The organism is Sphingopyxis sp. EU05-FHT14B03, assembly GCF_058790875.1.
Window position 1 is genome coordinate 971383 of the sequence record NZ_JBYTDC010000001.1, and the last position, 19654, is coordinate 991036.

At 67.7% G+C, this 19654-nt stretch carries 20 protein-coding genes and 1 pseudogene; 3 read left to right on the forward strand and 18 right to left on the reverse strand.

Features of this window, described 5'->3' with window-relative positions; translation table 11 throughout:
- Position 1 precedes the first annotated feature (1 nt).
- Complete coding sequence (locus AC3WS4_RS04785; RefSeq protein WP_492736134.1) at positions 2-340, forward strand: hypothetical protein; 339 nt, start codon at positions 2-4, stop codon at positions 338-340.
- Positions 341-417: 77 nt separating this feature from the next.
- Here AC3WS4_RS04785 and gp17 read toward each other — a convergent pair whose 3' ends face one another.
- From gp17 to AC3WS4_RS04860, 15 genes and pseudogenes are all read right to left on the reverse strand, one after another.
- Complete coding sequence (gene gp17 / locus AC3WS4_RS04790; protein ID WP_492736132.1) at positions 418-807, reverse strand: tail completion protein gp17; 390 nt, start codon at positions 805-807, stop codon at positions 418-420.
- Positions 804-1352: a head-tail connector protein gene (locus AC3WS4_RS04795; protein ID WP_492736130.1), complete on the reverse strand. Its 549-nt coding sequence runs from the start codon at positions 1350-1352 to the stop codon at positions 804-806. Before AC3WS4_RS04795 ends, gp17 begins: the two co-directional genes overlap by 4 nt.
- Positions 1352-1633 carry a phage fiber-tail adaptor protein gene (locus AC3WS4_RS04800; protein ID WP_492736128.1) on the reverse strand — a complete coding sequence of 94 codons (282 nt, stop codon included), beginning with the start codon at positions 1631-1633 and terminating at the stop codon, positions 1352-1354. Before AC3WS4_RS04800 ends, AC3WS4_RS04795 begins: the two co-directional genes overlap by 1 nt.
- A 200-nt stretch (positions 1634-1833) precedes the next feature.
- Entirely contained in the window at positions 1834-2013 is a 180-nt protein-coding gene (locus AC3WS4_RS04805; protein WP_492736126.1) for a hypothetical protein, read from the reverse strand.
- Positions 2010-3377 carry a tail fiber domain-containing protein gene (locus AC3WS4_RS04810; RefSeq protein ID WP_492736124.1) on the reverse strand — a complete coding sequence of 456 codons (1368 nt, stop codon included), beginning with the start codon at positions 3375-3377 and terminating at the stop codon, positions 2010-2012. Before AC3WS4_RS04810 ends, AC3WS4_RS04805 begins: the two co-directional genes overlap by 4 nt.
- A 279-nt stretch (positions 3378-3656) precedes the next feature.
- Positions 3657-4799: a phage major capsid protein gene (locus AC3WS4_RS04815; RefSeq protein WP_492736122.1), complete on the reverse strand. Its 1143-nt coding sequence runs from the start codon at positions 4797-4799 to the stop codon at positions 3657-3659.
- A 74-nt stretch (positions 4800-4873) separates the two neighbouring features.
- Positions 4874-5341 carry an HK97 family phage prohead protease gene (locus AC3WS4_RS04820; protein WP_492736120.1) on the reverse strand — a complete coding sequence of 156 codons (468 nt, stop codon included), beginning with the start codon at positions 5339-5341 and terminating at the stop codon, positions 4874-4876.
- Positions 5342-5352: 11 nt separating this feature from the next.
- Positions 5353-5664: a DUF6127 family protein gene (locus AC3WS4_RS04825; protein WP_492736118.1), complete on the reverse strand. Its 312-nt coding sequence runs from the start codon at positions 5662-5664 to the stop codon at positions 5353-5355.
- A 91-nt stretch (positions 5665-5755) separates the two neighbouring features.
- Entirely contained in the window at positions 5756-6859 is a 1104-nt protein-coding gene (locus tag AC3WS4_RS04830) for a phage portal protein (RefSeq protein WP_492736117.1), read from the reverse strand.
- 273 nt (positions 6860-7132) lie between these two features.
- Positions 7133-8497, reverse strand: a complete 1365-nt coding sequence (locus AC3WS4_RS04835; protein WP_492736115.1) for a DNA-packaging protein — start codon at positions 8495-8497, stop codon at positions 7133-7135.
- Positions 8488-9057 carry a hypothetical protein gene (locus AC3WS4_RS04840; RefSeq protein ID WP_492736113.1) on the reverse strand — a complete coding sequence of 190 codons (570 nt, stop codon included), beginning with the start codon at positions 9055-9057 and terminating at the stop codon, positions 8488-8490. Before AC3WS4_RS04840 ends, AC3WS4_RS04835 begins: the two co-directional genes overlap by 10 nt.
- 350 nt (positions 9058-9407) lie before the next feature.
- Positions 9408-9578, reverse strand: coding sequence for a GIY-YIG nuclease family protein (locus tag AC3WS4_RS04845; RefSeq protein WP_492736112.1), 171 nt, complete (start codon positions 9576-9578; stop codon positions 9408-9410).
- An 18-nt stretch (positions 9579-9596) separates the two neighbouring features.
- Positions 9597-9692 (reverse strand): annotated as a pseudogene (locus tag AC3WS4_RS04850) (GIY-YIG nuclease family protein); the annotation flags it as partial.
- Between the two features lie 248 nt (positions 9693-9940).
- The gene (locus AC3WS4_RS04855; protein WP_492736110.1) at positions 9941-12328 is read right to left on the reverse strand and encodes a hypothetical protein; all 2388 of its coding nucleotides are present in this window, start codon (positions 12326-12328) and stop codon (positions 9941-9943) included.
- Positions 12325-12519 carry a hypothetical protein gene (locus tag AC3WS4_RS04860; protein WP_492736108.1) on the reverse strand — a complete coding sequence of 65 codons (195 nt, stop codon included), beginning with the start codon at positions 12517-12519 and terminating at the stop codon, positions 12325-12327. Before AC3WS4_RS04860 ends, AC3WS4_RS04855 begins: the two co-directional genes overlap by 4 nt.
- 148 nt (positions 12520-12667) lie before the next feature.
- Between AC3WS4_RS04860 and AC3WS4_RS04865 the strand changes: the two genes are divergently transcribed.
- Positions 12668-14161: a helicase HerA domain-containing protein gene (locus AC3WS4_RS04865; protein WP_492736106.1), complete on the forward strand. Its 1494-nt coding sequence runs from the start codon at positions 12668-12670 to the stop codon at positions 14159-14161.
- 65 nt (positions 14162-14226) lie between these two features.
- Positions 14227-16665, forward strand: a complete 2439-nt coding sequence (locus AC3WS4_RS04870; RefSeq protein WP_492736105.1) for a serine/threonine-protein kinase — start codon at positions 14227-14229, stop codon at positions 16663-16665.
- Between the two features lie 43 nt (positions 16666-16708).
- On the opposite strand, the gene AC3WS4_RS04875 is transcribed toward AC3WS4_RS04870, so the two are convergent.
- The 3 genes from AC3WS4_RS04875 to AC3WS4_RS04885 form a co-directional block, all read right to left on the reverse strand.
- A complete protein-coding gene (locus AC3WS4_RS04875; protein ID WP_492736103.1) occupies positions 16709-17290 on the reverse strand; it encodes an ECF-type sigma factor in 582 nt (193 codons plus the stop codon).
- A gap of 50 nt (positions 17291-17340) precedes the next feature.
- Positions 17341-18087: a 2OG-Fe(II) oxygenase gene (locus AC3WS4_RS04880; RefSeq protein WP_492736101.1), complete on the reverse strand. Its 747-nt coding sequence runs from the start codon at positions 18085-18087 to the stop codon at positions 17341-17343.
- 80 nt (positions 18088-18167) lie between these two features.
- Positions 18168-19646: a calcium-binding protein gene (locus AC3WS4_RS04885; protein ID WP_492736099.1), complete on the reverse strand. Its 1479-nt coding sequence runs from the start codon at positions 19644-19646 to the stop codon at positions 18168-18170.
- Positions 19647-19654 lie beyond the last annotated feature (8 nt).

A 19654-nucleotide genomic window follows, 5' to 3' on the forward strand; every position in this document is an offset into this window, starting at 1 on the left:
GATGCTGATTGCAACGATACTTCTGGCCACCATGGCGCCGGCTTCGACCGCCAGCGTCGACACGACGCGTGCCGCCTTCACCAAATGCCTGCGCGACGACATGAAGAAGTCGCTCGAGGCCAAGATGGGCGAGGCCGAATATGAAATGGCGCTGAAATCGACCTGCTCGGCCGAGCGCGACGCCTTCCGCGCCGCGGTGATCGCCTTCGGCCGCGCCGCCGGCGACAGCGAGAAAAACGCCACCGACGACGCCGACATGCAGATCGAGGATTATCACGCGAACTTCACCGACAAGTTCAAGGATTACAGCTCGACCAACACCCTGCCCGGCGGCGAATAAGCGACGCGGCGAGGCCGCAGCATAAGGTGCAGCAAAAACTACCGTCGCCCCCGCGAAGGCGGGGGCGACGTATCGCCTCACCCCACCAGACACCGGCACCGCACGACGATCTCGTGCCGCCACCCCCCATCCTTCGCAAAGCCGAACCGCGTCCGGACCACCCGCGCGCCGACGACCCTCCAGCCATCGCCTTCACCGCGCAGCCCCGGCACCAGCGCCTCGATCCGCCCCGCCGCGCCATCGCCCGCCGCCGCGCCGACCCCGACCAGTGCCAGCGTCAGCCGCACCTCGCGTCCCGCGACATCCTTGGTCCCCCAATCGCTCCCCTCGGCCGCGCCGACGCTGACATAGGGGGCGCTCGCCCGTGCCGGCACTCCGTCGAACACCCCGTGGACCAGCCCCGCCAGCGCCGCGTTGCCCGCCAGCAGCGCCAGCGCCCGCGCGCGCACCGCCTGTTCGGCGCTCATCGCCACGCGCCTGCTCTCAGGCCAAACGGACGCCAGGGCTGCCACAGCGCCGCGATGATCGCCGGCACCTCGCGCGCGCCATCGTCGCGCGCCTCGTGCAGATGCTGGATCATCCGGATCAGCCCCTGGCGGATCGCCTCGGGCACCCCGTTCGCGTCGGCCGCCAGCCCGGCGCGATAGGTCGCGCGCACCCGCATCGCCTCGCCCGGCGCATCGATCGCCAGCCGCGCGCCACCATCGCGGTCGATTTCGGCGCGCCAGGCATCGTCCGCCAGCACGGTCTCCTCTTCGCCGACCAGCCCCATCACCGCGTCGACTGCGACCACCGGCCGCTTGCACAGCCGCATCCAGCCGCGCGTCACCGGGATGTCCTCGGCTACCGTCCGCACGATCAGCATCTGGCCGGTGAACGCCTCGCACAGGTCGGCGGCGCTGCGGATCAGCCCCGCGACCACCGCATCGTCCTGTCCCGCGCCCAGCCGCAGCCACGCCTTCGCTTCGGCGACGCCGACCGGCGCCGCGCCTTTCTCGATCTGCGATATCATCAGCGTTCCTCCACCCGCAGCGTCAGCGACCGCTCGTCGATCTGCCCGTCGCTCAGCGTCACCCGGTTGGTCACGCGATAGACGCCCCCCGCCTCGCCGCCGTCCAACGTCGCCGCGCAGCGCAGCAAATCATGGCTCGCCCCCGACACTGCGACGCCGCCGGCAAGCGCGGGCTCGACCGCCCAGCTCGCCGCGACGATCACCTGCCCGTCGACATAGGCATCGCCCCAATCAAACGCATAATCGACCCGCGCCCCCGGGTCCTTGATCATCAAACCCATGTCATTTCCCCTCGATCATGTCGCGCCGCGGCGCGGTTTCCGATCCTCCCTGTCGCGAAGCGATGGGGAGGGGGACCGCCGCGAAGCGGTGGTGGAGGGGCCGCAGCCTTGCGTCAGCCTTTGACGGCGTCGGCCCCTCCGTCAGCGCTTCGCGCTGCCACCTCCCCATGACCTGCGGTCACAGGGAGGATCGGCAAGCCTCACACCAGCCGCCCGTCCCGCCGCACCCGCACCACCCGCTCCCCCGCCTGCGACCCCGCCGTCCGCCCGCGCGCGTCGCCGCGCGCCGCGCCGACCCGCGGCCCGGGATATTCGCTCGCCAGGTCGCGCAAACCCGCATCGGCGATCGCGCCGGCGCCCAGCGCCCGCGCCCCGATCATGCCGCGATCTCGCTCGCCAGCCCGGCGATCAGGAACAGCGCCAGCTGGTCGCCGCGCACCCCGAACCGGTCGTGCCAGACGCCCGCGCCATCCTCCCAGCCGTCGAAACACAGAAAGGCATAGGGGGTCCGCCCCGGCCGCCCGTCGTCGCCGACCGGATCGACCAGCCCCTCGTCGGCCATGATGTCCCACACCGCCTGCGCCCGCACCCCGAAATGCCGCCGCGCCGCATCGGCGCCCTTCGCCGCGATCGCGTCGGTCCACTGGAAAAATCCCAGTTCGCCCCATATCCGCCGCGCCGCGCGTATCTCCGCCGCGCTCGCCGCACCCTGCCAATGCTTGTCACGCGCATCGGACGTGTTGATCGTCCCCGTCGCCGCATAGACGGTCGACCAGCGCTGGCTCGCGCCGCCGAGCTGCTGGCTATTGTCGGTGCCGGGCCGGAATCGCCCCGAACTTTCGAGCACCACCGCGCGGTCGAGCAAGGTCACCCCCGACGCGCTCAGCTTCAGGTCGGTCTGCCCGCCATGCGCGACCGGCATCGTCGCCGCGATCTGCGCGCGCACCCCGGCACCCGTCACCGACCCGTCGGCACTACGAAAATTGAGCGCGGCAAAGACCGCATTCGCCGTCCAGCCTGCGGCGCCCGCCTGCGTATCGGCAATCTCCGCCACCACCGGCGCGCTGCCGTCGACCGCCGAACTGCCCTTGACCACCAGCCGCTGCCCCGGCGCATCGTCGCCGACCCCCAGATTGCCCGCGCACACGAACCCGCCGCCGCTACGCTGATGGACCAGCGCCGTCGCCGGCACATTGACCCAGCCGCTGCCGCGCCGCATCGTGACGCTGTCGGCCGCCTCGACAAAGGTCGCCGCCGCATGCCCGGTCGAAATCGGCTGCTTGCCCGCAAGCACACCGTCATGCGCGGCAATCGCCGCCTGCGCCGCGCCGATCGCCGCGCCCTGCGCCGCGATCGTCACCCCCGCCGCCGTCAGCGCCGCGCCGTTGGTGGCAACCCCGGCGGTCGCCGCCGCCAGCGCGCCATCGGTCGCCGTCAGCCACCCCGCGCCGACGGTCAGCGCGACCGTCTTGATCCCCGCCGAAAACACCACCGGCGCCCCACCGTTCGACGACGCCGCGACGGCATCGCGCCGCAGCCGTCCTTCGGCATCGAGCCCGCCGGTCCCGACCTCCCACTCGCCTTCGTGCCGCACCCCGGCAATGCTGTAGTGAAAGCTCGCGCCGCCGGGCACGGCATCGGCAAAACGCCGATGCCCCGCCACCGCGCCGTTCAGGACGAGCGCACCGCTACCTGTGCCGGTGCTCGTCTCGCGCACCAGGTCGGCAAAAAATATCGTCGGCATGGCTGCGCCATCCTTTCGCTATGTTCGACTATCCAAATCCTCCCTGTCGCGAAGCGATGGGGAGGGGGACCGCTTGCGAAGCAAGTGGTGGAGGGGCCGCGGCCTCGCACCGACGCCTGACGGCGTCGGCCCCTCCGTCAGCCCTGCGGGCTGCCACCTCCCCATGGCTTCGCAACAGGGAGGATCGGCAACGCCCGTAGTCCGACGAGAAAAATAAGCGCCCGGCCCCTACCGAAAGGGAAAGGACGGGGGCCGGGCGCCCCATCGCACGCCAGCCAATCAGCTGGCGGCGAATTTCATCAGCTTGATCGCTTCCGAATTGATGATCGCACCGCCCACCCGCTTGGTTGCATAAAAATGCACAAAGGGCTTGTTGCTGAACGGATCGCGCAGGATGCGCGTCTCGCCGCGGTCGGCGATCAAATAGCCGGCGCGGAAATTGCCGAAGGCGATCGACAGGCTGTTCGCCCCCACCGCCGGCATGTCCTCGGCCTCGACCACCGGATAGCCGAGCAACGTCGCCGCCTGCCCCTCGACCAGCCCCGGCTGCCACAAAAACGCGCCGTCGGTCGTCTTGAACTTGCGAATCCGCGCCAGCGTATCGCTGTTCATCACCCACGCCGCGCCCTGCCGGTACGGCGCGCGCAGCGAATGCACGAGTTCGACGAGCTTGTCCTGCGGGTTCGACGCCGCGAACGCGCCCGCCGCGCCCGACGCCAGATATTGCAGCGTCCCGAACGCGCGCGTGCCATCGACCTCGTTGGTCGTCGCCGCGTCGAGGAAGCCCTTCGGCCGGTTCGTCCCGTTGCCGCTCACGAACGCCGCCCCCTCGGCCACCGCGAATTCGCGCGCGATCTCGTCGGCCAGCCAGCTTTCGACATCGAACATCGCATCGTCGAGCATCGCCTGGCTCGCCGCCGGATTGGCATAAAGCTCGCCCGACGGCGGCGCGATCTCGGCAAAGCTGCGCGTCGCGGTCTCGGGCCGCGCAGCAGTCTCGCCGACCCAGCCCGCCCCCGTCGCCCCGGTCGCGACCAGCTTGCGATAACCGCTCGTCCCCGTCTGCACGACGGTGGCGATCGACCGGATCGGCGACAGCGATTTCAGCGTCGCCGCGATCGTCCCGTCGATCTCGCGCGGCACCGCATAACCGCCCTCGGCGCCCGACGCCCCCGACAGGCTCTTCATCTCGACCCCGGCATCGATACCCCTGCGCAGGTACCGTTCGACGAACGCATCGCGCGCCGGATCGTCCGCCTTCGCCCCATCGAGCGGCAGCCGCGCCGCCGCCACCACCTGCGCATCGACCTGCGCCTTCAACGCGGCGACCGAGGCCTTCAGATCATCGACCGCTTCCGCCGCCAACACCGCATCGAACGCCCCATCGAGCGCATCGGCCTTCACTTCGATATCCAACTCCATGCCCGTCACTCCTTCTTGAATCTCTTCCCTCCCCCTTGACGGGGGAGGGTTGCGCAGACTTGCGAACTTGTTCGCTAGTCGAAGCTGGGTGAGGGTGAGGCGCCCTCTCGGCGCCCACCGACATCCACCGCAATCACCCGCGCCAGCGCCTGCATCGGCGCCGCCACCAAACTCACTTCCGCCAGATCCAGCCCCAGCAGCTCGCGCGGATTGCTCCCGCGCGCCGCGGTCACCCGGTACCCGAACGACAATCCCGTCAGCGCCCCGCGCGCGACCAGCGCCGCCGCGGTCGGATGCGTCACCCGCGCCACCACGCGCAGCCCGCGCGCATCCTCGGCCAAGCCCTCGATCGTCCCGATCACCGCCCCCGGCCGGTGCTGCCACAACAGCGGCACCGCCCCGCCCGCCGCCAGGCTGCGCGCAAAAGCGCCGCTGCGCACCACATCCCCGCCGCGATCGACGCGGTCGAACACCGACGCATAGCCCGCGAACCTGATCCTCCCTCCCGCTCGCGGGATGGGTTGGGGGAGGGCCTGTTCCACCACCGCCCCCCTCACCGCAACAACCCCGGCAGCCCCAGCTTCACCGCCAGCCCGACGACCAGCAGCGCCAGCGCGCCCCGCACCGCCCAGTCGACCGCCGCCTTCCACGCGCTCGTCTTGGCATCGCGCCACGCGCCGAGCAGCTGGCGCAGATCGCTCATGTCGCCGCGCGCCGCCTCGTCCGACAGCCCCAGCCGCGCCAGCGCCCGCCGCGCCCCCAGCTCGCTCGCCTCCTCGATCAGCGCGCGCAGCACTGCGGCATCCGAAGACGCACCCGTCCCCGCCAGCGCGACCAGCCGCGCCAGCGCTTCTTCCTCATCCATGTCGATCACTCCCGTCGCCCCCGCGAAGGCGGGGCCGCTATCGGCGTAGCGCCAGGTCGCCAGCGGCCCCCGCCTTCGCGGGGGCGACGCTTCAAACCCCCAGCAAAGCCCGCTTTTCCTCACCCGTCAGCCAGTCCGCCGCCGACACCTCGTGCCACAGCATCATCCGTTCCTCGGTCAGCGCCGGCACCTTGTTCAGGTCGACCCGCAGCGCCGCATCGGGAAACCACCCGCGCAGCCCCTGCGCGATCCCGCCCAATATCTTCCCCGCCAGCGGCAGCACCGTCAGCCGCCACAGCGCCCGGTTCGCCTCCTTGTAATTCGCGTAAGTGGCATCGCCCGGCAGCCCGAGCAGCATCGGCGGCACCCCGAACGCCGCCGCGATCTCGCGCGCCGCGCTATGCTTCAGCTCCAGGAAATCCATGTCGGCGGGCGACAGCGACAGCGCCTGCCACCTGAGCCCGCCCTCCAGCAGCAACGGCCGCCCCGCATTCGCCCCGCCCGCGAACCCCTCGGCCAGTTCCTCGCGCAACCGCTCGACCTGCTCGGCCGACAGCGGCACCCCCTTGTCGCCCGGATCATGCACCAGCGCCCCAGACGGCCGCGCCGCATTCTCCAGCAGGCTGCGGTTCCACCCCGTCGCGGCATTATGCGCCGCGATCGCCGCCGCCGCCGCGCCGAGGCACCCCGCGCCATAATGATCGTCGAGCGGATGCGGCGCCTTCAGGTGGACGACCGCGGTCCGCCCCGCGCCATCCTCGGCCGCCAGCACCGCCGCGCTGCCCCCGGCCTTGTAGCGATAGGCGACCGGCCACCCCCGCGCATCGGCCTCGACCGTCACCCGCTCGGGGCGCAGCGCGAACAGCTCCGCCGGCGCCCCCGCCCCGTCGCCCAATATCTGCACATAGCCATTGCCGTGCAGCAGCAACTGCGCCGCCAGCGTCTCGAGCAACCCCTGCCCGCCCGACGTCCCCGCCACCAGCGCCGCCAATGCCGGATCGCTCGCCTCCAGCGGCGCCCCGCCGACCGCCTCGGCGACCAGCTGCACGCTGCGCCGCACGATCGGATTCTCCAGATAGCCGCTGCGCACCTGCGCCTCGAACGACAAGGGCGCGGGCGCCGACCAGCTCCCGTACACCCGCGACAAAGCGGGCCGCGCAGGATGCTGCGCGGCCTTGCGGCCAAACCAGTTCATAAGATTCTCCCACAATATCCTCCCTGTGGCGAAGCCATGGGGAGGGGGACCGCCCGCGAAGCGGGTGGTGGAGGGGCAGTGACGGCTCGCGCCACGGCCCCCAGAAAATGCGCGCAGAGGCGCAGAGTTCGCAAAGATCCGGTTCACGCGGAGGCGCGGAGACGCGGAGAAACATATGGGCGGCTAAGCCGCCATTTCCCTCTTCTCTGCGTGCTCTGCGCCTCTGCGCGAAAATTCTCTTTCTATCTCCGTCTCTCCGCGTCTCCGCGTGAACTAGACCCGCCGCACCCCCGGCCCCGCCGCGCCCATCCCGCGCAGCAACTCCGCCAGCGCCCACACACACGCATCCGCCCGGTCGGGCGACCGCCCCGGCCCCGCATAGCCGCCGCCGACCTGGAACCCGCAAAGCTGGTCCTCCAGCTCCGCGAACACCCCCGCATGCACCACCTGCCCGCGCTCATAGGCGAGCGCGACCGGCTCGGCCCGCCGCGCCTTGCCGACGCTCGCATGCACCGGCACCACCGGCAGCGTGCAATCGGCCTGGCGCAGCGTGCCGGTCACCATCTCGCCGCCCATATTGCTCTCGGCCACCACCCGGTCGGCGCCCCGGCGCGCCGCCGCCGCGGCGACCGCCTGCGCCCACACGCCAGGCGACGCCTTTTCGACGCTCGCATCCTCCAGCACCGCCAGCCGCCCGTCGCGCAGCAATGCCGCGACGACGATCCCGCACGCGTCGCCTTCGCTGGTCGCCGGCGGATCGACCCCGATCACCACCCGCACCGGCTTGCCGACGCTCGCCGCATCGACCCGGCACCCCTCGACCAGCGCCCTTGTCCACAGCGCCCCCTCGACATCCTCGAGCATCTCGCCGCCCAGCTCCTGCCGCCCCAGCCGCGTCCCGCCATAGCTCGCCAGCATCGCCTCGACGAAGCTTTCGGGCAGGTGCGGGTTCTCGCCCGTCCGCCCATAGGTCGGCACCATGCCCGGCGCCGCCAGCACCCGCCGCATCGCCGCATTGGTCCGCGGCGTCGTCGTCACCAGCACGCGCGGGTGCTCGCCCAGCCGCATGCCCAGCATCAGATTGTCCCACGCCGCCGTCCCGCGCCGCCATTTCGCCAGCTCGTCGCACCACGCCGCATGATGTTCGGGCCCGCGCAATTCCTCGCCGGCCTCGGCCGAATAGAGCATCGCCACCGCGCCGCTGTCGAACAGCAGTTCGCGCCGCCCCGCGACCCAGCGCGGCGTCTCGTGCGACCGCGCCACGGTCAGCAGCCCGCTCGGCCCCTCGATCATCACCCGCTGCCCGTCGGCGATCGTCGCCGCGACCAGCGCGATCCGCGCCCCCGGCCGATCGCGCGCCACCTCGCTCACCCATTCGGCGCCCGCCCGCGTCTTGCCGAACCCGCGCCCCGCCTGGATCAGCCAGATGCGCCAGTCCCCCGGCGGTATCCGCTGCCCGTCATTCTGGAACCCGTACCAGCGCCGGACCAGCTCGGCCTTCTGCCCCTCGGTCAGCCCGCGCAGCACATCGCGCAATTCCCTGGGCGTCAGGCTGCGCAGCCACGCGATCAGGTCGTCCGACCGCCACTGCCGCGTGACCGCGTCGGTCGCGTCGGGGTCGGCATCGGTCAACCACATAGCGGCTCCGGCCCCTCCGGAGCCGCGCCACCCTTCGGCGGCGACGGGGGAGGCGAAGGCGGCGGCAACGCCCCGCGCGCCGCGCGCTGGCGCAGCACCATGCCGATCCGCTTGATCAGCGCCGCGTCGGTTTCCTCCTGCGTCGCCACATGCCGCTCGGGCTGCCGGCGTTTCGACGCATGCCCCTGCTGCACGCTGCGGCGATGCAGGTTGAGCAGGTTCATCGCCTGCTCCACCGTCATTTTCTCGACCGGTTCCGCGCCCTCATCAAGATCGATCCCTTCGACCACCTGTAACGCACGGCGGACCAGCGCCATTTCCAGCCGTTCGTAACCGATCTCCAGCGCCGCCTGCCACTGCCGCGCAAATTCGGGATCGCGCGCGCGGAGCAGATAGGCGCTGCGCGTCGCGACCCCCGCCGCCTTGTTCGCGCGGCTGACGTTACAGCTCTGCGCCAGCTCGGCCAGGAACGCCGTCCGCTTCGCCGCCGTCCACCCGTTCTTCCGCACCGCCCGAACCTGCAACTGCCCCTTCTGGTTCGGAATGATTTCCTCGTCCATATCGCCCGCCTCCAAAGCAAAAGGGCCGGAAAGCCCCTCCCATCGGAAGAGGCCCCGGCCCGACTCGCAATTCTGCATGATGAGGCATATGTGCCATATCAGCGTGACGATGTCAAGTATAATAACCTATATGGTTCTAATATGCCGGTCGTTGCCAGAAGCGAGCCAACACGGACCCACCCAATCCTCCCTGTGGCGAAGCCATGGGGAGGGGGACCGCGCCCGAAGGGCGTGGTGGAGGGGCCGAAAGCTTGCACGACGCCTGACGGCGTCGGCCCCTCCGTCAGCGCTTCGCGCCGCCACCTCCCCACGCCTTCGGCGCAAGGAGGATTGTACGTGAGGCCCCATCGTCATCCCGGGCTTGACCCGGGACCCGCCTTCCTTCTTCCAAGCGGCAAAGGCTCAAACCCGAAATCCTCGGCCAAGTCGCGCCAGGTCGGGTTCATCGCGTTGATCAAATCATATTTCCACGGCCGCACCCATCGCTTGATGCGCTTCTCGCGCAGGATCGCGGTGTCCATCACCTCATGGCGTTCAAATCAGACGAGGCGTTTGATGCCATAATCTTTGGTGTAACCCTCGAAGGTCTCGGCCCGATGCTGGTGGATGCGCTGAACGAGGTTCGACGTGACGCCAGTATAGAAAGTCCCGTGCTAGGACCGCGCAAGGATATAGACGCAGGGATAGCGTTCCATCGCCGCATGAAAAGACGAGGCAGGCCCCGGGTCAAGCCCGGGGTGACGACTGGGTGTAATGTCTTCGCGGGGCCATTTGCCCCGCCCTTAGAAAAAGCTGCCCTGCCGCCCTTCGGTTGGATCGGCGCGGCTCGGATTCAGCCAGAACGGCCGCTCATATTGGTGTCGGCGGATTTACCCGACGGCGACTATTGCGGCAGGAACCCCAGTTCATAAACCATTGGCCGCAGTTTGGCTGAAAGGGCGGCGTAGGCGGCCTTGAAGGGTTCGAAGTCGGTCAGTTCAGTGTCGCCATAGGCTTCGAGCGCGCGCCGGATCTGATACCACCCGGCGTCGAGGCGGCCGAGCCTATATTCATCGCGGACCTTGCGCGGAAATTGCGTGGCGTGGAAGCGCGTCCACAGCTTGCGCCCCTCGTCGAGCACGGCTTGCGCCTCGGACGAGAAGGCCATGCCCGAGATGTGGCGGACCATGAAATCGCTCTGGAACCGACCTTTCGCCCCCACCTCAGCTTCAGTGAAAGGGACGAAATGGTTGACAAGGCTCCAGTCGCGGTCGCTCCAGCGCAGCCCGTCGGCCCCGGCGGTCAGGTTACTACCGTTGAACAGCATCCAGACGAGACAGTCGGATTTGAACTCCTCGGTTAGCGGCTGCGAGGGCTGTAGGAACTGGTCGCGGTCGTTGAGCCAATTTTGCGGGATGACGCGGCGAACCGCAAACACAACTGCAATTTTCCATAGGTTTTCTGGTTTAACAAAATAGCCGCCGGCATGACCAATCGAATGTACCGAAGAGAACACGGCAGTCATCGTGCCTGCATTCTGAAAATCGTTACCATTGCAGAAAAAATGGGCAATTGCGCCATCAGACCAATGTTTGTTTCTGACATGATCGGTCTTCGCAATCGGTGTTATTGCGTTGATCAGAGGGACAGCATCCATACCATTTTTCCGTTCCCGCGGAATCCAATTGCTTAAAAAACGGTCGTTAGGAACATTAAAGAACGTCTTCTCATCTATGGTATTTCCTTCTCGATCTAGCGCGATCGTAGATATTTCGTCAGATGGTTCTGCGATAGCTAAATCCCAAAGCAAGAAGCTGATTGGATAGTTGCCCTTTAAGCCATCAAACACCTTGCTAGGTACAACAAATCCGTCGAGGAACTTGGCAAGCCAGCGTTCGCGAAAGTGTTCAAAATTCGGAGCGTTAACGTATTTCAGTTTGGCGAAAATTGCGAGCTTCGTGGAGGGTAACTCGCTCATGATCCGGTGCAAAAACTGGACAAACAACTCACGGGCGGCATATCCAAGATCGCCCATACCGTAGCTGACTCGCGTCGTCGCGATTCCAGTTTTGCCCGCTTTCCCCTGCGTATTTGCTGCCTCGCCATAAGGCGGATTGATCAGCACCAGAATCGGCTTCGCGCCCTTCCTGCCCTCTTTCGCATCGACGATCGCTTGGCGTAGCGCGGGCGGCACCTTGCCCGATAGCGTGTAGTCGATCTCGCCAAAATCGGTGACGTCGTCGTTGAGATAGTCGTACTGGAAAATCTCCGCGCCGGCGAAGGCGGGGTTGGACTTCATTATCGTTACATCAGCCTGATCGAGCGTGGACATGAAGACGTTACGCAGATTGCTGTGCTTGGCCTCCAGATTGCCGACGCCCGCGCACATGTCCCACACGAGATAGCGGTCCTGCCAATTCGGCCCCAGTGTGGCGAAGAGCTGATCATAGGCTCTGTCGACGATGTGTAACGGCGTGTAATAGGCGCCCTTGAACTTTTGCTCGTCTACCGGGAGCAGGCTGTCGCGCCGTTCGAGCAGATAGTGGCGGTGCTTCTGATCTGGCGGGCGATGATAGATGGCCCAGAAGTTGCGATAGCCGCGCTCGCTCGCCAGCTCATATTGCTCGGCACCGAGGATGAAAACCGGCTTGTCACCGCTGAACAGCAGCCGCGCGGGTAGGTTGCGCATCGCCTCGTTGGTGCCGTCGTGCATAATGTCGGCGAAGAACAGAACGGCATAGTCGGCAGCGTTGACCGTGCCTAGCTCGCTACCGACCATCTCCACCCAGCGATCAAACACCTGGCGCAGATTGTCGGGCGTGATCGGGGTGCGGATGATCCGCCGTTCGCGGATCGCGTCCTTCACCGCCTTCACGAATGCCGCTTCGTCGTGCGCGATCTCGTATTCGACGATGTGCGTCTGCACATAGGGCGCGATCTGCGCGGCGAGTTCCTTGCCCGCCCCCGATCCCGATTTCGGCCAGTCGATGTTCTTGTCGTCGAGCAGCGGCAGCGCCTTCTCCGTCGGCATGATCGCCGCCTTCTCGCGGTCGATCACCGCGAGGAAGGCAGGGATCGCCTCGCCGCGCTTCTTCGCCGCGCGGATGTAGAACAGCAGTTGCGCGAACATCACGATTGGCGGAGTCGAGATAGCCTTCGCCTCGAACCAGACCTCCTGAGTCTGAATGTCGACGAGATTCTTGGAATAGGATTTGAGGCCGAGCGCCGCGATATAAGCGTCTTTGACGTCTTCTTCGGTCCGCGCGCGCGCCAGAGTTTCGAACAAGCTCACTCTTGTTTCTCCTCGCGGATCAATTCGAAATCGACCATGCCCGCGTCGCCGCGCTTCGGTTCGTTGACGACCGTCAACGCCGGATCGATGCTCTGGAACAATTTGTACAGGGCCGGGCGATAGCTGTGTTCGGTCGCGCGCCCGCTCTCGAACTGCGCGCGCACTTCGTCCAGATAGGTCGCTATGTCCATGTGATCCCGTCGCCCCGCACTATTTTCGTTCCGCGACAGTGGCGGTCAATCGAACGAAGGGCAAGCCGCCGAACAACTTCTACGGCGACCCTCCGACCCCACCCCCACCATTGCCACCCCGCCCCCGCCCCGTTAGTGGCAAGCCATCGTGGACAGCAGCATCACCATCGGAACCGACGCCGCGCTAAATGCGGTCCGCATCGACGTGCAGGAACTGCTCGCGACGCGCCTGCTCGTGCAGGGCAATTCGGGGTCGGGCAAGTCGCACCTGCTGCGCCGCATCCTCGAGGAAAGCGCCGGCCTCGTCCAGCAGGTGGTGATCGATCCCGAGGGCGATTTCGTCACCCTCGCCGACCGCTACAACCATGTCGTGATCAACGCCGGCGACTATAGCGAGCGCGAGATCGCGGCGATGGGCGCACGCATCCGCGAACATCGCGCCTCGGTGATCGTCGCGCTCGACACCTTGGATATCGAGGCGCAGATGAGCTGCGCCGCCGCCTTTTTGAACGCGCTGTTCGACGCCCCGCGCGAACATTGGTTTCCCGCGCTCGTCGTCGTCGACGAGGCGCAGATGTTCGCGCCCAGCGCCTCGGGCGACGTGTCCGACACCGTCCGGCGCGCCAGCCTGTCGGCGATGACCAATTTGATGTGCCGCGGCCGCAAGCGCGGGCTCGCCGGGGCGATCGCGACCCAGCGTCTCGCCAAGCTCGCCAAGAATGTCGCGGCCGAGGCGAGCAATTTCCTGATGGGGCGCACCTTCCTCGACATCGACATGGCGCGCGCCGCCGACCTGCTCGGCATGGAACGCCGCCAGGCCGAAGCGATCCGCGACCTCGACCGCGGCCATTTCCTCGGGCTCGGCCCCGCGATCTCGCGCCGCCCGGTGTCGATCCGCATCGGCGCGACCCAGACCGCGACGCGCGCCGGGACGCACGGCCTGCTGCCGCTCCCCGATGCCGAGCCGCACGACATGCGCACGATGCTCTTCGCCGAGCTGGAGACGATGCCCCCCCCGCCGCCGCCCGCACCGAAACCCGTCCCCGCGCACGACCTGATGCGGCAATTCGCGGCGCACGACGACGACCTCGCGCTCGCCGAGGCCGAACCCGATCCCGCGCTCAGCCCCGAAGAGGTCGAGGCGGCACAGGCCGCCGCGACCGCCGCCGCCGAGGATATCGAGGCCGGGATCGTCGCCGCGCTGCACGACATGCTCGCCGACCCCGACGGCGCCTTCCACCCCGAGGCCTTTCTCTACCAGGATTTCTCGGTGCGTTGCCGCATGGCGCGGCTCGCGCGCGTGCCGCTCGACCTCGCGCAGTTCCGCCGCCGCTTCGCGCTCGCGAAGGGGGGCATTTTCGACCCCGCCGACCCGCGCTGGGCCGATCTGCTCGACGCCGCGTCGCGCCTGCCCGACGACATGCTCGCGCCCTTCGTCCAGATCGGCCGCGCCGCGATGGAGGGGCTGCCCTGCCCCGACGACGACGCGCTCGGCCGCGCTTATGGCACCCGCTCGCCGGGCCGCATCCGGCGCCTCGTCGACTATATGGAAAAACATGGCGCGGTCGTCGTCCGCTCGGACTTCGGCGGCCGCCGCTCGATCGGCATCCCCGCGCTGGGGCTCAGCACCGAGGCCGAATAGCGCCGCGATTCCAGCGATTGACCTCCTTCCGTCTGGCCTTACACCGGGGACGAGGGGGACATCATATGGCGGGACTCGACCGGGACGATTGGCAGGCCATCCAGGCGCTGTTCGATGAACTGGTCGACCTGCCCCCCGACACCCAGACCCGGCGGCTGACCCGATCGGCGCTCGCCCCCGACATCGTCACCGCGGTGCGCGGGCTGCTCACCGCGTCGCGCGGCGAGGGCATCCTCGACGGGACGCCGCCGCCGCTCGGCACCGAAGCGCCGCCCGCGGCCTACACCTCGCTCGCGTCGGGGCAGGATGTCGGCGGCTTCACGATCGACCGGTTGATCGGGCGCGGCGGGCTCGGCGAGGTCTATCTGGCGCGCCGTGCGGGCGCCGATTTCGACCAGAAGGTCGCGCTCAAGCTGCTCCGCGTCGACGCCGCCGAGCGCGCCGAAAGCTTCGCGCGCGAACGCCGCCTGCTCGCGCGGCTCGACCATCCGGGGATCGCGCGGCTGATCGACGCCGGGGTCGCCCCCGACGGCCGCCCCTATATCGTCATGGACTATGTCGACGGGCAGCCGATCGACGCCTGGTGCCGCAGCCACGCCGCCGACCTCGACACGCGGCTCAAACTGTTCCGCGAAACGTGCGACGCGGTCGCCTTCGCCCACGCCAACCTCGTCGTCCACCGCGACATCAAGCCGTCGAACATCCTGATCGACCCCGCGGGCAAGCCGCGCCTCGTCGATTTCGGCATCGGCAAATTGCTCGACGACAGCGCCGCCCTGCCCGCGACGACGCAGGCGATGCTCACCCCCGACTATGCCGCCCCCGAACAGCTCGGCGGCGACGAGGCGACGGTGGCGACCGACGTCTATGCGCTCGGCGTCGTCCTCTACGAACTGGTCAGCGGCCAAAGCCCCTGGCGCACCGAAAAATCCTCGGTCCCCGCGATGATCCGCCGCGTGCTTTACGAGGATGCGGCGCTGCCCAGCCGCGCCGCCGCGACCGGCGCCGGCCCGGTCCCCGCAGGCAAGATCGGCGGCGATCTCGACGCGATCGTGATGAAGGCGATGCGCCGCACCCCGACCGAACGCTATCTCAGCGTCAGCGCGCTCTCCGAAGACGTCGCGCGCCACCAGCAGTTCCTGCCCGTCCACGCGCGCGACGGGTCGACCCGCTATATGGCGGGGCGTTTCCTGCGCCGGTACCGCTGGGGCGTCGCCGCGACCGCCGCGGTGCTTGCCGCCTTGCTCGTCGGAGCGGGCGGCATCGCCTGGCAGGCGCGCGCCACCGCGATCGAACGCGACGCCGCGCTCGCCGAGGCCAAACGGTCAGAAGCGATCAACCGGCTGCTCACCGTAATGCTCCGCGACACCGCCGCGACCGACGAGGGCGAGACCGCGACGGTCAAGCAGATGCTCGACCAGACCGCCGAGAAGCTCGCCAATTCGCTCGACCACAGCGAGGAATCGGCGGTCCTCGTCGCCACCCTCTTCAACCTCTACGTAAACCTCGAAGACAACCTAGGCTCCTACACCCTCGTCAGCCGCGCGCTCGAACGCGGCGTGGGCAGCGACAGCGCCGCCGCGACCGCCGACCTGAAGATAAAAAAGGCGGCCGGCGCCGCCGCGATCGACAATACCGAAGAAATGCCCGCGCTGCTCGCCGACGCCGAGCGCGTCTTTGCGACGGATCCGATCCGCTACCGCCTGCAGATCGTCGAACTCAAACAGGCGAAGGCCCAATATCTGCGCCGTACGGGCAAGACCCAGGAGGCGATCGAGCTCCTCGTCTCGACCCTCCCCGACGCCGAAGCGGTGTGGAAGGAAAACCATCGCGACCTGCTGTCGGTCTATAACAATATCCTCGTCTACATGATCGAAACCAACCAGCTCGACGCGATGACGCCGATCATCGCGCGTGCCGAGGCGGTGATCGCCCGCTCGGGCGATGAGAACAGCGGATCGGACCTCAACATCCGCCAATTGAAGGCGCTGCGCCTCATCCGGCTCGGCAAGCCCGCCGAGGCCGAACCGCTGTTGATCGCCCTCGTCGCCCAGCGCCGCGCGACGCTCGGTGAATCGGCGGGCCTCGCGGTCGACCTGGTGCAATTGAGCCGCGCTCAGATGCCACTTGGCAAATATGCAGCGGCGCGCAAAGCGTTGGAGGAAGCCTATCCGATGGCGGCCGACAATCTTTCGCCCAAGGCGCTGCCGACGATCATCATCGGTGCCGCACTCGCCGAGGCGCGCGCCGAAACCGGCGACGTTGCGGGTGCACAGGCGCTGATCGATCAGCTCCAGCCGCTTTTCGACGCCATGCCCCCCGGTCTCCCCGCCGCCGTCCTCGGCCGCGCCCGCGCGATCCTGCGCCTGAAGCAGCGCCGCCTCGCCGAAGCGCGCCGGGAAGTCGACGACGCCGACGCAATCTTCCGCAAGGCTGGGCCGAGCGGCATCCCCTATCTGCAATCGGTCGCGGCGCTGCGCAAACGCATCGCCGCAGCGGGCTAGGCCGGGACCGCGCCGGCGACCATTGGGCTCATGGCAGCAGGCCTTAAGCCGCGGCCATTTCCTGATGGATCCACGCCCGCGCCTGTACCCACCAACGGCGCACCGTTCGGTCGGTTACCCCCAGCACGTCGGCAGTCTCGCGCTCGTCCATCCCGGCGAAGAAACGGCAATCGACGACCTGCGCCAGATTGGCGTCCTGCCGCTTCAACGCCTCGAGCGCGTCGCCGAGTTTCAGCACCTGTTCGTCCTCGGGCACCGCGGCGGCGAGCGAATCGAGGCTCTGGGTAAAGCTGTAATCCCCCGCCCCGCGCTTCGACGCCAGCCGCGCCCGCGCCGCGTCGATCAATATGTGGCGCATCGCGGTCGCCGCGCAGGCCAGGAAATGCGACTGGCTTTCCCACCCGTCGGCGCGGCGCAATTTGACATAGGCCTCGTTGATCAGCGCCGTCGTCTGCAAGGTCTGGGGGCCGCCGGCGCGATAATGCTCGCGCCGCGCGATCGTCCGCAGTTCGGCATAAAGGCTCGCCACCAGCGCGTCGGCGGGACCGGGCAGGTCGTCCTCAGGGGGCGTATCCGGATCGATCGACTTTCCCCCGCAACGCGGCCCGCCAGCAAGTCTGACCAAATGATTTTATGCGGCCAGACCAGCAGTTTGGCAAGCGGGCTTCGCTCGCGTCACCCCGCGTCGTGGAAGATCAGGCCGAGGGTGCGGCGCTGACCGGTTCGTAGGGCACTTACCCCGTGGCGCATCGCTACCCGATAATCGCCGCGGGCGCCCCGCACCGGCCGGGTGTTGACCGCGAAGACCACCGCATCGCCCTTGCCCAGCGGCACGACCGCGGCGCGCGACTGCATGCGCGGGCGCTGCTCGGTGAGCAGGAACTCGCCACCCGTAAAATCGTCCCCCGGTGCCGACAGCAGCACCGCGAGCTGCAGTGGAAAGACATGCTCGCCATATAGATCCTGATGCAGGCAGTTATAATCGCCCGGCCCATAGGACAGCAGCAGCGGTGTCGGCCGCGCCTGCCCCGCCGCGTGGCAGCGCGCCAGAAACGCGGCATGGGCGTCGGGAAAGCGCACATCCATCCCCATCCGCGCGTGCCAGCGGTTGGCGATCGGCGCCAGCCGCGTATAGAGTGCCGTGCGCAGGTCCGCGACCGGCGCCGGCAGCGGATAGGCGAAATAGCGATATTCCCCGCGCCCGAACCCGTGCCGCGCCATATGGACATGGCTACGAAGCCCTTGCGGCGCGTCGTAACACGCCGCCAGCGCATCGCATTCGGCATCGCCGAACAGCCCTGGCACCACCGCCCAGCCCTCGGCATCGAGCGCCACCGAGAGGGCCGGCCAATCGATCGCGGCGATCCGCGCCTCGATCGGGTGGGTGGCGGAGCGGGCGGGCGGGGCGATACCAGTCGTCATCCCGCCGCCATGGCTTCGCGCCGCGCGCGCGGCGCCCCGTTTCTTGCGGTCAAATGCCGGCGAACATCGACTGCCGCCGCTCAGAACCCGAAATCGGCGCCCGACAGCAGCGACATGTTGAAATTCTGGATCACCAGGAAACGATCGGCCGCATATTGGACCACCGCGTCGGCGCCCTGCTGATAGATATGCGGCTGCAGCGCGGCAAAATCCGAATACCCGTCGACCTTGATCGTATCGAGGCCGTCTTCGAAATCGAGGATATAGTCGATCGAAGGAAGGCTCGACGCCTGCACGAAAAACAGGTCCCCTGCCGCGCCGCCGACCATGACGTCGTTGCCGTCGCCGCCATCGATATAGTCGCGGCCGGCGCCACCAACGAGGACGTCATTGCCGCCATAACCGTACAGCTCGTCGTTGCCATCCTCGCCATAGATGCCGTTGGCAACGTCATTGCCCAAGATCAGGTCATGGCCGCCACCACCCAGCAAGGCGACGTTGAGTTCGCTAGCCGGTCGACCGCGCTGGTCGCGAGCCGAAATGAGATTGCTCAGTTCGTTGCCGACCCCAAAGGTCGTGTTGCCCCAGACGTACAGATTCTCGACATTGGCATAGAGGTAATAGCCCGCCCCTTCGATGAGGGCATAGACACTGTCGCTTCCGCCGCCCGCAGCTTCGAAGGTCAGATCGGCGGGGGTATCGACACGATAGCTATCGTTGCCGGCACCACCGTCCATCAGGTCATAGTCACCAAGTCCGCCCGCGCCGTCCAGAACATCTCTGCCGGCACCGCCGACGAGGATGTCGGTGGCGAAATCCTCACCCCCTTGCAGTTCGTCGTCGCCGTCCTCGCCATAGAGGGCATCCGAACCGTCGCCACCATAAAGCAGATCGTGACCATTGCCGCCGACCAGATAATCATTCCCGTACAGCCCGAACAGCCAATCGTTGCCGTCTTCGCCGAAAATGCTGTCGTTGCCACCGAACGGCTCGCCTTCGCCGCCGCCCGCAATCGAGTCGTTCCCGGCGCCGCCCAGCAACAACTCGTCACCCAGCCCGCCTTCGATCCGGTTGTCGCGGGAATTGCCGACCAGAAAGGTCAGCGTGTCCGACTCGACGATAATCGTCTCGATATTTTCATTGGCGTACCAGCCGCCATTCTGAATGCGGACAAAGGCCGTATCCCGGCCATAAAGAGAGAGGCCTGGCGGGTCGGCATCTTCGAACACGATATCGCCCGGATGGTCGATACCATATAGGTCATCGCCCTTACCGCCATAGAGCAGATCGGCCGACGGCGCTTCGGACGGATCGAAACGGATATCGAGCGAGTCGTTTCCGAACCCGCCAACCAGCGTATCAGTCCCCCTGCCACCGTTCAGCGATGCGCCATAGAGAATGTCGTCGCCGTCCCCGCCATCTATCTCGTCATAGCCGGCACCGCCGACCACCAGGTCGTTCCCCGCACCGGCCCGGATGATGTCATCCCCGTCGGTCCCGGTGATCTTGTCGTCCCCGGCGGTACCGACGATTTCCTTATGCGCCACCTTCTTCAACACGACCTTCC

Bases quoted from the DNA above. Each gene is read 5' to 3' on its own strand.
- AC3WS4_RS04815 (WP_492736122.1), bottom strand. From the start codon at position 4,799: ATGGAGTTGGATATCGAAGTGAAGGCCGATGCGCTCGATGGGGCGTTC.
- AC3WS4_RS04825 (WP_492736118.1), bottom strand. From the start codon at position 5,664: ATGGATGAGGAAGAAGCGCTGGCGCGGCTGGTCGCGCTGGCGGGGACG.
- AC3WS4_RS04805 (WP_492736126.1), bottom strand. From the start codon at position 2,013: ATGATCGGGGCGCGGGCGCTGGGCGCCGGCGCGATCGCCGATGCGGGT.
- AC3WS4_RS04800 (WP_492736128.1), bottom strand. From the start codon at position 1,633: ATGGGTTTGATGATCAAGGACCCGGGGGCGCGGGTCGATTATGCGTTT.
- AC3WS4_RS04880 (WP_492736101.1), bottom strand. From the start codon at position 18,087: ATGACGACTGGTATCGCCCCGCCCGCCCGCTCCGCCACCCACCCGATC.
- AC3WS4_RS04845 (WP_492736112.1), bottom strand. From the start codon at position 9,578: ATGGACACCGCGATCCTGCGCGAGAAGCGCATCAAGCGATGGGTGCGG.
- AC3WS4_RS04795 (WP_492736130.1), bottom strand. From the start codon at position 1,352: ATGATATCGCAGATCGAGAAAGGCGCGGCGCCGGTCGGCGTCGCCGAA.
- gp17 (WP_492736132.1), bottom strand. From the start codon at position 807: ATGAGCGCCGAACAGGCGGTGCGCGCGCGGGCGCTGGCGCTGCTGGCG.
- AC3WS4_RS04830 (WP_492736117.1), bottom strand. From the start codon at position 6,859: ATGAACTGGTTTGGCCGCAAGGCCGCGCAGCATCCTGCGCGGCCCGCT.
- AC3WS4_RS04785 (WP_492736134.1), top strand. From the start codon at position 2: ATGCTGATTGCAACGATACTTCTGGCCACCATGGCGCCGGCTTCGACC.
- AC3WS4_RS04835 (WP_492736115.1), bottom strand. From the start codon at position 8,497: ATGTGGTTGACCGATGCCGACCCCGACGCGACCGACGCGGTCACGCGG.
- AC3WS4_RS04810 (WP_492736124.1), bottom strand. From the start codon at position 3,377: ATGCCGACGATATTTTTTGCCGACCTGGTGCGCGAGACGAGCACCGGC.
- AC3WS4_RS04870 (WP_492736105.1), top strand. From the start codon at position 14,227: ATGGCGGGACTCGACCGGGACGATTGGCAGGCCATCCAGGCGCTGTTC.
- AC3WS4_RS04840 (WP_492736113.1), bottom strand. From the start codon at position 9,057: ATGGACGAGGAAATCATTCCGAACCAGAAGGGGCAGTTGCAGGTTCGG.
- AC3WS4_RS04860 (WP_492736108.1), bottom strand. From the start codon at position 12,519: ATGGACATAGCGACCTATCTGGACGAAGTGCGCGCGCAGTTCGAGAGC.